11 protein-coding genes are annotated in these 11,733 nt (G+C 55.8%); 3 read left to right on the top strand and 8 right to left on the bottom strand.

The annotated features are described in order from the left end of the window. Positions 1 to 85: 85 nt before the first annotated feature. The 3 genes from J1C60_RS15310 to J1C60_RS15300 are packed head-to-tail and all read right to left on the bottom strand — an operon-like array spanning position 86 to position 3,175. Positions 86 to 1,420 carry an MmgE/PrpD family protein gene (locus J1C60_RS15310; protein WP_128179038.1) on the bottom strand — a complete coding sequence of 445 codons (1,335 nt, stop codon included), beginning with the start codon at positions 1,418 to 1,420 and terminating at the stop codon, positions 86 to 88. Positions 1,421 to 1,436: 16 nt separating this feature from the next. After that, on the bottom strand, positions 1,437 to 2,594 hold the full coding sequence (locus tag J1C60_RS15305) for an amidohydrolase (RefSeq protein ID WP_128179037.1): 1,158 nt from the start codon (positions 2,592 to 2,594) through the stop codon (positions 1,437 to 1,439). After that, the gene (locus tag J1C60_RS15300) at positions 2,591 to 3,175 is read right to left on the bottom strand and encodes a GNAT family N-acetyltransferase (protein WP_128179036.1); all 585 of its coding nucleotides are present in this window, start codon (positions 3,173 to 3,175) and stop codon (positions 2,591 to 2,593) included. Before J1C60_RS15300 ends, J1C60_RS15305 begins: the two co-directional genes overlap by 4 nt. Before the next feature lie 329 nt (positions 3,176 to 3,504). Here J1C60_RS15300 and J1C60_RS15295 point away from each other — a divergent pair, with 329 nt between their 5' ends. From J1C60_RS15295 to J1C60_RS15285, 3 genes are all read left to right on the top strand, one after another. Continuing rightward, the gene (locus J1C60_RS15295) at positions 3,505 to 4,575 is read left to right on the top strand and encodes an iron-containing alcohol dehydrogenase family protein (protein ID WP_128179035.1); all 1,071 of its coding nucleotides are present in this window, start codon (positions 3,505 to 3,507) and stop codon (positions 4,573 to 4,575) included. A gap of 54 nt (positions 4,576 to 4,629) precedes the next feature. Then, positions 4,630 to 5,937: an LLM class flavin-dependent oxidoreductase gene (locus J1C60_RS15290; protein ID WP_128179034.1), complete on the top strand. Its 1,308-nt coding sequence runs from the start codon at positions 4,630 to 4,632 to the stop codon at positions 5,935 to 5,937. A 61-nt stretch (positions 5,938 to 5,998) separates the two neighbouring features. Then, complete coding sequence (locus J1C60_RS15285) at positions 5,999 to 7,207, top strand: aminotransferase class I/II-fold pyridoxal phosphate-dependent enzyme (RefSeq protein ID WP_128179033.1); 1,209 nt, start codon at positions 5,999 to 6,001, stop codon at positions 7,205 to 7,207. A 17-nt stretch (positions 7,208 to 7,224) separates the two neighbouring features. Here J1C60_RS15285 and J1C60_RS15280 read toward each other — a convergent pair whose 3' ends face one another. Genes J1C60_RS15280 through J1C60_RS15260 form a run of 5 tightly spaced genes read right to left on the bottom strand, consistent with a single transcriptional unit; the run spans position 7,225 to position 11,733 of the window. Next, the gene (locus J1C60_RS15280) at positions 7,225 to 8,055 is read right to left on the bottom strand and encodes a phosphodiesterase (protein ID WP_128179032.1); all 831 of its coding nucleotides are present in this window, start codon (positions 8,053 to 8,055) and stop codon (positions 7,225 to 7,227) included. 10 nt (positions 8,056 to 8,065) lie between these two features. Further along, on the bottom strand, positions 8,066 to 9,052 hold the full coding sequence (locus J1C60_RS15275) for an ABC transporter ATP-binding protein (RefSeq protein ID WP_128179031.1): 987 nt from the start codon (positions 9,050 to 9,052) through the stop codon (positions 8,066 to 8,068). Continuing rightward, complete coding sequence (locus tag J1C60_RS15270) at positions 9,049 to 9,858, bottom strand: ABC transporter permease (RefSeq protein ID WP_128179030.1); 810 nt, start codon at positions 9,856 to 9,858, stop codon at positions 9,049 to 9,051. The genes J1C60_RS15275 and J1C60_RS15270 overlap by 4 nt, the downstream gene beginning before the upstream one ends. Positions 9,859 to 9,862: 4 nt before the next feature. Further along, on the bottom strand, positions 9,863 to 10,738 hold the full coding sequence (locus J1C60_RS15265; protein ID WP_128179029.1) for an ABC transporter permease: 876 nt from the start codon (positions 10,736 to 10,738) through the stop codon (positions 9,863 to 9,865). Then, positions 10,738 to 11,733 carry an ABC transporter substrate-binding protein gene (locus J1C60_RS15260; RefSeq protein ID WP_375139771.1) on the bottom strand — a complete coding sequence of 332 codons (996 nt, stop codon included), beginning with the start codon at positions 11,731 to 11,733 and terminating at the stop codon, positions 10,738 to 10,740. The genes J1C60_RS15265 and J1C60_RS15260 overlap by 1 nt, the downstream gene beginning before the upstream one ends.

Genomic DNA, 11,733 nt, shown 5'->3' with positions numbered 1-11,733 from the left:
AGAGGAAAAACGCTTTCCGCTTGTGCATGATCATAACAGCTATATATTCAATCATCGTGGCGAATACGCGAAAAGTAGGTGTTTTTTAAGGGGGATCTTGCTCGTTCAGCAATCGATTCAGTTCGGAGATCGCCTGCGGTGTGTTTAGCTGGCATAGCGTCGCGATTTGTTCTATCTCTTCCTTCGTTGCGCCCGACAAACAGCGGCGCAGTTTTGCCTGTAGATCGACGGGTTCTGCCACACTTTGCTGCCGCGTAACCCTGCATAGCAGCGGTGGCGCATCATGGAAAAACAGCGTTACCTGGTGGAAGCGCCGCGTTGGATCGATCTCATCCGGCGGTGCGCTATTATCCGGGCAGCGCTGTACCTTGCTGGCCAGTGCGGCGATAGTGGGGTTGACCGGACCTTCCGCGACATCCTCCAGCGCCACATTGTCATACAGCAGACAAGAGGCAATGACGTACTCCAGACTGAATCGTGCTTCAATACCCGTTTTGGGGCGGGTAACCGAGGCGGCAATATCCCCGCCCGGAGGGAAGGCCACCTCGATATGCTCAATCGCTGCAACCAGTTGCTGTACGGTGCCGCCATGTTGCGTTATCCACTGCTGATGCAAACGACGTGCGGCATCGGCGGCGCTGTGAGTACCGCCGCAGGTGGCATAGGGTTTGAACTCCAGCCCGGGTGAGATAATCCGCCAGGGTGCGCCCCAATTCTGTGTCAGCCGTTCACCATGAGCGTTTTCACCGCAGCAGGCTGCGAGAAAGCCCTCAATGACCCCCCGGGCCTGGCCGCTGAGCCCAGCTTGTACCAGCCGGGCAGAGATCACCGCCGCCTGCGCGGCCAGTCCTGCATGTAGCGGTTTAACCGCGGAGCCAAACTGCGCCCGTAAACCGCTTGCCTGGGTTGCCGCCAGCCCCAGAATGATGGCGGTCTGCGCCACATCGGCGCCAATCAGACGCGCAGCCGCCGCAGCTGCAGCAAGCGTACCCAGCGTGCCGGTACTGTGAAATCCACGTTTATAGTGTTGTTGGCCGGCTGCCAGACCCAGCCTGCCCGCCACCTCTACGCCAATAATATACGCATCCAGCAGCCCGTCTGTATTCGGATGGCTCTCCTCTGCTAACGCTAGCAGCGTCGGTAAAATCACCGTACCTGGATGACCGCGAAAGTCGGGATGAAAATCGTCATAATCCAGTGCATGTCCGGCGTAGCCCAACAGCAACGCGCGTGTTTGCGCATCTTTAGCCTGCCAAACTTTGCGCAGGCTCTCCAGCCCGCTATCGCGTGCTTCACCGCGTAATACCGGTAGCGTTACGGCAATAAAATCCAGCAAGCCGTCGCGCGCGCGATCTCTGGCCTCTTCGCTGGGGTGGCTTTCGACAATCAGGGTGGCCAGATCGTGCGTTACATCCGTCATGGTGCTTCCTTGGTGATTACATCGTAACGCTAAGTTTCTCAAGCGCGTTGATGGCCAGCGTCGCCAGATAATCCGCGGTGGGGAACAGGGCGCGATCGTCGACGCGGAATGCCGGATGATGCAGGGCATAAGGGCCGCCCGAGCCAATCATCAGAAAAGCACCGGGCAACTGCTGCTGATAAAATGCAAAATCTTCGCCGATAGGGCTGGCTGTGACTACGCGAGGTTCCAATCCTGCCAGCGGTGCCTGTTCCAGTGCGAAATCCACCCATTCTTCATGGTTTACCACCGACGGCGGACCGGGCTGCCAGTCCAGCGCGATTTGGGCATCAAAAGCCTGAGCAATGCCCTCTAAAAGCTGGCGTAAACGGCGTTCAATTAGCGTGCGCGCATCGGCGCTGAATGTCCGTACTGTACCTTCCAGCATGGCGTCATCGGGGATCACATTCCAGGTTGTGCCGCTGTGTAGCTGAGTGATGGATACCACAGCATTTTCATTTGAAGGCACATTACGGCTGATCAGGGTTTGCATTGCCACGACGATCTGACTGGCGATCACAATAGGATCGTTGCCGTCGTGCGGTCGAGCCGCGTGGCTACCTTTGGCGGTGATTGTGATAACAAAACGATCGACGCCAGCGGTAAGTGCACCCGCTTTACTGCCAACGACGCCAACGGGTAGCGTCGGATCATTATGGATGCCGAAAATGACCTGAGCTTGATCCAACGCACCGGTGGCCATCAGCGCGGAAGCGCCCTGGCCCGTCTCTTCGGCAGCCTGAAAAAGAATGCGGACACGTCCACGTAGCGATGATGCCTGTTTCTGTAGCAATATTGCCGCACCCAGCGCAGCTGAGGCGTGAAAGTCATGGCCACAGGCGTGCATCACCCCTGCATTAAGCGAGCGATACTCAACACCTGATTTTTCTTCAATCGGCAGCGCATCAATATCGGAACGCAGTACCACCAGGGGACCGTCCTGCGCGCCAATTTCGACAACCAGACCGGTTTTCAGTGGCAAATCCAGGATGCGGATCTGATGTTCCGTGAGGGCTGTGCGCAGGCGCGCGGTGGTTTCGAACTCCTGCCAGGAGAGCTCCGGGTGGCGATGAAGCTCATGGCGGAAGCGTTCAAGAAATGTCGCCAGTGGCTGATGTTGCTCAGAAATCATCATCGTAGTTCCTGACTTACGGATGAAGCAGACGGAGCTGCAACCGAATTGTTCGCGTCTGTTGCATGCTTTCGCATCCACTGAGTATGCGCTGCATCATCAAGAATTTTTTTCATATACAGCGTGATGTGCCCTTTACCTAAATCGGTTTGGTGCTGCGGGACGAAGCCCAGCTGTTGATACATCTCTTTCAGCCAGGGATGGTTGATGGCAGTACCCAGAGAGACGGCGGGAGCCTTCAGCCGATCGTGCAGGATATGTTGCTCAACCCATTCGAGCAGGTGACGCCCTAACTGCCGTCCACGAAATTGCGGGTCCGTGCCGAACCAGCCGATATGTGGCAAGCCGAACGGACCGGGTAGCGGTCCCCAGGGAAAGCGCAGGGTCAGCGAGCTGGCGAGGGTATCGTCCGCAAACAGAGCATAAACAGCATGTTGTTCAAGATGCAGGCTGACACGTGCCAGATCGGCGGTCGCGGCATCAAAATGGATGCCAAGCTCGCGGATAGGGGCATAAGCCGTCAGCATCAGGGCAAGATACTCATGACGATCATCCAGCGTCAGCTGGCGGAAATGCAGTTTCATAGGGTGTAACCCGAATTATTGAGGACAGAATGCCGCGTTCCATTGTCTTCTCCCGCAGGTCAGCCAGCGGAAGGTCATGCTGAATATTCAGAATCATCATGCCGTTCGCGCAAAGCGGTCAGCAAGCGATAAATCGCCTAATCTGGTATTGGTATAAGCTTTTGCGAATTAGGCAGAAAGGATCGGGAAAGTGCGTTTGCTTATGCACTTTTCTTTGTTGCATGATGAAAACTCAGTGTCAGATAGCGATAGTCGGTTCAGACCATCATTGGCTTCTGTCAGGGTGTTGTCCGGAATCGCTCTGCTCATAAAATAAAAAAGGCTCAGGCGTGTTCTCAATAAAATCCCCCCAGAATTATTGCCAGTTGTCCGGTATCCGTTCCCAGCTCGGTGATTATATTGCACCGCTTTCACACCATATTTTCATTGTTTCCAGCCCTCGGGCCTGGCAATCGGTCAACCCTGAGCTGGAAATCAGTCTGAAGGCGGCTGGTATTCATTATGCGGTAGCGATGCTTGCGGCGGAATGTACCGATGAAGCCATCGCGACGCTGTGCGAACAGGTAAAAAACGAGGGCGCAAATCTGGTACTCGGTATCGGCGGTGGACGCGTGCTGGATGCTGCCAAGGCGGTGGCAAATCTGGTCGATGATCTTGCTCTGGTCACGATGCCAACGCTGGCGGCAACCTGCGCTGCCTGGTCGCCCATCTCGATTATTTATAATGCGCAGGGTGGGCATATCCGCAGCCAGCCGTTACACCATATGCCGGATCGAGTGCTGGTAGACAGTGAAGTGATCGCCCGCAGCGACGTCCGCTATCTTAAAGCCGGTATCGTTGATGCGCTGGCCAAGTGGTACGAGTTTCAGCCTTATCAGCAGAAGGATCCGGACAGTCTGGCGCTGGACCTAAAAGCGCTAATGGCCCGGCAGGCCGTTGATGTCTTTAAGGCTTTCGGTGCTCAGGCGGTTAAAGATAATGAACAGCAGCGGGTGACACCTGCGCTGACTAAGGTGATTGATGCCTGTATCGCGCTGGCAGGTATGGCAAATAGCATCCGTGATGCTCAGCCGACACCGGGCTATGCGCATGCAATTCATAATCGGCTGACATATCAACCTGAACTGCACGACTGGTTACACGGTGAGAAGGTCGGGTTTAGCCTGCTGGTGCAATCGCATATGCAGTATCCCGACGGTGAGCCGGATGCTGAGCTGCTGGCGCTATTGCATCAGTATGGCGCGCCGCTGACGCTGGCCCCGCTGCAGGGCGATCGTAGCGCGACGATCCAGGCCATTGCACGCGAAGTAAAATTTTCTATCGCCAGCGCTGAGCGTTTGCCTTTTGAAATTTCCCCATCCGCGCTGGAGCGGGCGCTACGGGCAACCGACGCTGGCTAGATCGGTTCCGCCGGAACCAATACGTCTGCGGTCGTAAATCATTCAGGAAACGATATGCAAAATACAACATCATCTTCGCGCCAGCTTCGGTTGGGTCTGTTTGTTCAGCCGCTGGGGCACCATGTTAGCGGCTGGCGTCTCACCAGCCACCTGGGATCGCCAACCGATATCGATTGGCTGATTCAGATTGCTCAAAAGGCCGAAGAAGGTCTGTTCGATATGTTTTTTATCGGTGATGCGCTGGCGACTAGCGTACACCGACTGCCGTCAACCATGGCGCGACTGGAGCCGTTGACGCTGCTCTCCGCGCTGGCGGTGAATACCCGACATATTGGCCTGGCGGCGACCGCGTCCACCACCTTCAGCGACCCTTTTACCCTGGCGAGAAGTTTCTCTTCACTCGACCATATCAGTCGGGGACGGGCGGGCTGGAATGTGGTGACTTCGTTCTCGACCGATGTGGCACGTAACTTTAGTCGTGAAGATATGCCGACCCATGCGGATCGCTATGCGCAGGCACGGGAATTTTTACAGGTGGCGTTTAAACTGTGGGAAGGCTGGCAGGAGGGCGCGGTTGAACCGGATACCGCCAGCGGGCGTTACTTTGTTGATGATAAAATTCAGCCGATTAACCATCATGGCGAGCACTATCAGGTGCAGGGACCGCTGAATATCTCGCGTTCGCCGCAGGGACGGCCGGTGATTATTGAAGCCGGCTCGTCCAGTGACGGGCAGGCACTGGCTGCCGCTACGGCAGAAGTGGTGTTTACCGCCGCTGCCAGCCTGGAAGAGGGGCAGACGTTTTATCGGTCGCAGAAACAGCGCGTTCAGGAAGCCGGTCGCGATCCACAGCAGTTATTGATTCTACCCGGCGTAATGCCGATTGTGGGACGCACGCGCGAAGAGGCCCAGGCAACCTGGAAACAACTGAATTCACTGGTTGATATTGAAAACGGCCTGCGCCAACTTTCTGCCCGTTTTGGTATCGATCTCAGCCCGTTCCCGCTTGACGGTCCGGTGCCGGAAGCACCAGCAGGTGAAGGGAATCAGAGCCGGGTAAAACTTTTTACCGATATGGCGAAGCGTGACAACCTGACGCTGCGTGAACTGGCCGCGGTAGCCGCGGGATCACGCGGGCATCGTGTGGTTGTCGGTACGGCCGCGGACATCGCTGATGACTTCCAACAATGGTTGGAAGAAGAGGGCGCGGATGGCTTTAATATCATGCCTGCGACCATACCGGATCAGTTGGATCTGTTTGTTGCCCTGGTGGTACCTGAACTGCAGAAACGCGGCTTGTTCCGCAAGCATTATCAGTACGATACGCTGCGTCAGAACCTAGGCCTGCCAGAATACCGCTAACCGATCTGTCATCCATTAGCCGCCGGAGGCGAGATCGCCGGTGGCCAGCGAGATCCTAACCATGAAGATCATTCTGTCGCAGCGTGTTCAGCGCGTTTCCCTTTCTGCGAATGCTGCCGCACGTCAACTCACTCAGCGGCTTCAGGCGGAAGGCGTGGATATTTTGGATCTCACCACCGGTGAGCCCGATTTTGACACGCCGGACCACATAAAGCAGGCGGCCTGGCATGCTATTCAGGAAGGCGATACGAAATATACGCCGACGTCCGGGACGGCCAGGCTGCGCAAAGCGGTACAACAAAAACTGGCACGCGAGAATCAGCTGACATGCGATATTGACCAGATCGTGGTCGCTAACGGTGCCAAGCAGGTCATCTTTAATGCCTTTGCCGCGACCCTCAATGAGAGGGATGAGGTGCTGATCCCGACGCCGTACTGGCCAACTTTCCCCGATAGCGTGAAGTTTAACGGCGGCGAACCCGTGCTGCTGCCATGTCCGTTGGAGCAGGCATATAAATTGCGGCCTGCTCAGCTTGAGGCGGCTATTGGCCCGCAAACGCGCTGGCTGGTGCTGAATAATCCGGGCAACCCCAGCGGGGCGGTCTACGACGTTGGCGAGTTAAACGCGTTGGCTGAGATATTACGCCAGTATCCACAGGTGATGATTCTGTTGGATGAGCTGTATGAACATGTACTGTTTGACGGCCGTCAGCATGTCAGTTTACTGAATGTGGCACCTGAACTACGCGATCGAACGTTGTTGGTGGGCGGCGTTTCCAAAACCTATGCGATGACGGGCTGGCGTATTGGCTACGGTGTTGGACCTACAGCGTTGGTACAGGCAATGACGGTGGTGCAATCGCAAAACAGCTCCGGTGCCAGTTCGGTTAGTCAGGCCGCCGCCGTCGCCGCTTTTAATGGCGGGCTGGCGTTTCTGCCCCCACAGCGTGAGGCTTACCAGCAGCGTCGTGATAGCCTGGTTGAAGTGCTGAGCGGCATCGACGGACTGAAGGTCTTGCCACCGGCAGGGGCATTTTTCGTTTTCTGCCACTGCGGTGATTTGATCGGGCGAATCCGCCCGGATGGGCAGCGGCTGGAAAGTGAAGAGGATGTGCTTAATTATCTACTGGAGAGTGGCGTATCCGGTGTAGCGGGCAGCGCTTATGGCCTTTCTCCCTATTTCCGGTTATCAATTGCGACCGATATTGAAAGCGTAAAAGAGGCCGGGCGGCGTATCCGGCAGGCTTGCGAGCAGCTGACGGCAGTATAACCGCCAGCGCGCGTAACTTAGTCGATCAGGCCATTGCTGTCATAGAATGGCCAGGGCCCGTCGAAGGTGCCTATCGGGCAGTAATGAGTGGTGACGCCGTTTTCCTGCTGCCAGCGGTGCAGCAGCAGACCCGCGGGTTCCATCATAAAGTGCGCCGGCCCGTCCGGTGTAAAATCAGGGGCAACCTGGTGCGACGTACCGGGTGCGCTGCAAACCACCGTATTTCCCAACTGTGTGACCATATAGCGATGCACATGGCCGCAGAGTACGCGTATGACCTGCGGCGCGGATGCCAGAACCTGCTTAAATGATTCCGTATCGCGTAGATTTTGCCGATCCATATGATCGATCCCGCTGATAAAAGGATGGTGATGCAGCATCACGATCGTCGGCTTTTCAGGCTGGTTTGCCAGCTGCGAACGCAGCCACTCCAGTCGTTGGCCGCACAGCTCCCCCCACGGTTTTTCCGCCACTGTCGAGTCCAGCCCAATCAGCCGTACCGGAAAATCATCAACGCACCATTGTAGAAACTCGCCCTGCTGCGGAAGCCAGCGCTGGTCGGAAAATGCATCGCGAAAGGCCGGACGCGCATCATGATTACCGGGGATGGCGAACCAGGGAAGCGTTAAGGTATCCAGTACCTGGCGAACCTCGGCATACTCATCGGCATTGCCGAAATCGGTAAGGTCACCGGTGATTGCCAGTGCATCAGGCGCCGGCGTCAGCGCGTTCAAATGAGCGACACAGGCTTTAAGTGCACTCAGCGTATCCACCTTCTGGTAGGAAAGCCGGCCATTCGCCTTAATGTGAAGGTCGCTAATTTGAGCGAGGACAAATGTGTTATTCAAGAACGACTCCTTATCGTTTTATCGCGATCTGAAAAAGACTATTTTGGTTGGCATGCAGTCCAACATGCTGTCCAGGCTGCCACAGTTCGCGCGCGGAGCACTCCACCGTGACGGGCTGGCCCTGACCGATATTCACCAGCACGCGCTGGGTCTGGCCGAGAAAAGTACTCTGTATGATTTCTCCGGTTAGCAGGGCGTTTAGCGTATCGCCCAACTGGATATCTTCCGGGCGGCAGTAACATTCACCGTTGCTGAGCACCAGATGATTCACCGCGCCGACAAAGTCCGCGACAAAATCGGTGGCAGGGTGGTGATAAACTTCACGCGGCGTGCCGATTTGCTCAATGCGCCCGTTGCGCATGACGGCGATACGATCGCCCAGCGCCATCGCTTCCTGCTGATCGTGGGTAACATAAACGGCAGTGATGCCAAGCTGTGTCAATAAGGTGCCGATATCTTCGCGTAATTTTTCACGCAGTTTGGCGTCGAGTGCCGCCAGCGGTTCGTCAAACAGCAGCACTTGTGGACGAGCAGCCAGCGCACGCGCCAGCGAAACGCGCTGTTTTTGTCCACCCGATAGCGCCTTCACGGAGCGATCGGCAAAGTGACTTAAATCCACCATCGCCAGCATTTCCGCTACCCGACTGCGGATCTCTGCCTCCGGCAGACGCTGTATACGTAACCCGTAAGCAACGTTTGCCGCTACATTCAGATGGGGAAACAGCGCATAGTTTTGAAACACCATGCCGACGTTACGCTTTTCAATCGGTAATGCGCTGACGTTACGGTTATCAAACCAGACTTCACCACCGCGATCGCACTGTTCCAGCCCGCTGATAATACGTAAAGTGGTGGTTTTTCCGCAGCCAGAAGGGCCGAGCAACACCAGCGTTTCACCAGCCTGAATGTCCAGGTTGAGTGGATGGAGCGCGATATGATCGCGGGAAAATGTGCGCGAGCAGTTGCGCAGGCGAATGCCAACCGGCTTGGTCGTCATGGCGATACCTCTCTCTTATTCTCCGCCCGGCGACGTGGGCGGCTAAAAAAATGCATAGCCGTCAGTAGTGGAACAACCATGAGTAAAAATAATGTGGTATAGGCCGAACCGATTTCCAGCCGCATGGAGGCATAGCTGTCAGCCAGCCCGACGGGCAGCGTTTTTGTCAGCGGCGTGTGTAGCATCCAGGTGATATTGAATTCGCCCACTGATAGCGTGAAGACCATGAAGGCACCGGCGAGAATACCGGACAGGCAGTTAGGCACAACGATGGTGATAAAACGACGAAACCCTGTAGCCCCCAGACTGGCTGCAGCTTCTTCCATCTGTTGCATATTGGCGGCCTTCATAACAGAGAGTACCGGGCGGATCATAAATGGCAGCGTAAACAGTACGTGGCCAATCAGGATAAATACCCAACTGGCACGTAGAAGCTGGAAACCGCCGTAAACCAGCAGCAGGCCGAGAGCCGTTGCCAGTCCCGGCAGCGCGACAGGCAGCATCAGGCACTCTTCGATCCAGGCGGCAAAGCGCGACGGGCTTTTCAATAATCCCCAGGCTGCGGGGACGCCCAGTACGATGGTACAGAGCAGACAGGTGAGCGCGATAATCAGTGAGAGCCAGATTGTCGGCGCGTAGAGATCCCACACTTCGAGGATCCAGCGCAGCGTCAGGCCACTTTTAATGCCGATAAAGGTGTTTTCCGTAAAGCCAGCAGTGACTGATAACGCGATAGGTACGATCAAAAACAGGATCACCGCAACCGTCAGCGTGAGCTGAAGCACAAAGAGTAAGGGTCGTTTCATCAGATTATTCCCGATCGGTACCGGAGAGGCTGCGTGCGAGTAGTAGCGCGATCCAGGTCACCCCTCCCATCACCACCGACAGCGCGGCGGCAGTTGCAAAATTTGCGTAGTTGGTGAATTCGTTGTAAATCGTCAGCGGCAGTACCCCCAAATTGGTGCCGAGGGTAAAGGCGGTACCAAAGGCGCCCATGCTGGTGGCAAAACAGAGTGCGAGGCTCGAGAGCAGTGACGGCGCCAGCCCCGGAATAATGACGTCCCGCACGATGCGCCAGTTTCCTGCGCCTAGCGAACGGGCGGCCTCTTCAAGGCTTGGATCGAGTTTTTCACAGGCAGCCACTAGCGTCATGATCACGCGCGGAATCGAAAAGTACAGATAACCGAGAAACAGCCCCACCAGGTTATAGGCGAAGATCCAACGCTCGCCGGTTAGCACCAGACCAAGCTGTGCAAACAGCCCTTGTCGTCCACCGGAAATGACTATCAGAAAACCGACCACCACGCCGGGAAAAGCCAGTGGAAATGTCAGTAACGCCAACAAGAAGCCTTTTCCCGGAATAGAATGACGTGCCAGGAAGCATGCCACGACCGCCGACATTGCGACGGCAACCAGCGCCACGCTGGCAGAAAGCAACAGCGTTACGCCGAGGGATACCAGATATTGTGGGCGGCTGAGTATGGTCCAGTAAGCATTCAGATGTGTACTGTTATCTGGCGTGGTACCCAGCACGGCCAGATACCCCAACGGGATTAGCCAGAAAGCACAAAATACCGTGAGTGTGGGAACCAGTGCGAACGCGATGGCGCGAAACGTTGCCCTGTCATTACGATGACGAAGCCCTCCCGACCGGGAGGGCATGGCGGTTTGCCACTGCAGCGACATTACTTAACCTCGCTCATGTATCGCTCAGAGAAGGATTTTTGAATGTCAGCCATTTGTTGATAGTTAACCGTGCGGGCACGCGCATAATCACTGTCCGGTAGGAACTGTGCTTTAGCGGCTGCGGACATTGCCTTTTCGCGTACCGGACGTAGCCAGGCGTTGGCCCAGATGGCCTGACCGCGATCCGACAGCACATAATCGATCACTTTTTTGCCTTCGTTACTGTGTGGTGCATTTTTTACCAGGCTGATAACGTAAGGGACTTTGATGCTGCCCTCTTGCGGAATAACAAAGGCAATATTGGCGTGATCTTTATATTTCGCCCGGTACGCGTTGAAATCATAATCCAGCAGAATCGGGATTTCACCAGAGAGTACGCGTGCGTAGGCCGTCTGTTTTGGCACTATCGGGCTGTTTTTGATCAGCTTTTTGAAGTAGTTAATGCCCGGTGTAAAGTTGTCCAGCGTGCCGCCTTCGGCGAGGTTCACCGATACCGCAGCGGCATAGCCAGCAAAAGCACTGGCCGGGTCGAGGTAGCCAACCATCCCTTTATATTCGGGTTTAAGCAGGTCATTCCATGAGCGCGGGATAGGGGCTCCGTTCAACGCATCAACGTTGACCATAAAACCGATAGTACCGGAGTGGAGTGCTACCCATTTTCCTTCCGGGTCTTTCATTTCTGCCGGAATATCATTCCAGGCTGCCGGACGCCAGGCATCCAGCACGTCTGATTTGGCTGCCTGAATGCCAAAAGTGATGCCAAGGTAAACGACATCTGCCACAGGACTGGCCTTTTCGGCCACGATCTGTGCCAGTGCCTGGCCAGAGTTCTTATTATCCTGAGGGACGACGATACCGGTGTCTTTGGCGATCGCTTTGAGCTGCGTTCCCCAGTCAGCCCATTCTGGCGGACAGTTATAGCAGATTGCTGTGGAGGCCTGGGCCTGGGCGGAGAGAAGCAGCCCCCCCGCCAGGCACAGTGATGTTATGGTCAT

This window comes from [Pantoea] beijingensis (assembly GCF_022647505.1).
Lineage (GTDB): Bacteria > Pseudomonadota > Gammaproteobacteria > Enterobacterales > Enterobacteriaceae > Erwinia > Erwinia beijingensis.
Note: the sequence above shows the minus strand (reverse complement) of the source record. Positions and strands in the feature narration are given on the sequence as shown.

Bases quoted from the DNA above. Each gene is read 5' to 3' on its own strand.
- J1C60_RS15260 (WP_375139771.1), bottom strand. From the start codon at position 11,733: ATGACCATAACATCACTGTGCCTGGCGGGGGGGCTGCTTCTCTCCGCC.
- J1C60_RS15275 (WP_128179031.1), bottom strand. From the start codon at position 9,052: ATGACGACCAAGCCGGTTGGCATTCGCCTGCGCAACTGCTCGCGCACA.
- J1C60_RS15300 (WP_128179036.1), bottom strand. From the start codon at position 3,175: ATGAAACTGCATTTCCGCCAGCTGACGCTGGATGATCGTCATGAGTAT.
- J1C60_RS15270 (WP_128179030.1), bottom strand. From the start codon at position 9,858: ATGAAACGACCCTTACTCTTTGTGCTTCAGCTCACGCTGACGGTTGCG.
- J1C60_RS15290 (WP_128179034.1), top strand. From the start codon at position 4,630: ATGCAAAATACAACATCATCTTCGCGCCAGCTTCGGTTGGGTCTGTTT.
- J1C60_RS15285 (WP_128179033.1), top strand. From the start codon at position 5,999: ATGAAGATCATTCTGTCGCAGCGTGTTCAGCGCGTTTCCCTTTCTGCG.
- J1C60_RS15265 (WP_128179029.1), bottom strand. From the start codon at position 10,738: ATGTCGCTGCAGTGGCAAACCGCCATGCCCTCCCGGTCGGGAGGGCTT.
- J1C60_RS15310 (WP_128179038.1), bottom strand. From the start codon at position 1,420: ATGACGGATGTAACGCACGATCTGGCCACCCTGATTGTCGAAAGCCAC.
- J1C60_RS15305 (WP_128179037.1), bottom strand. From the start codon at position 2,594: ATGATGATTTCTGAGCAACATCAGCCACTGGCGACATTTCTTGAACGC.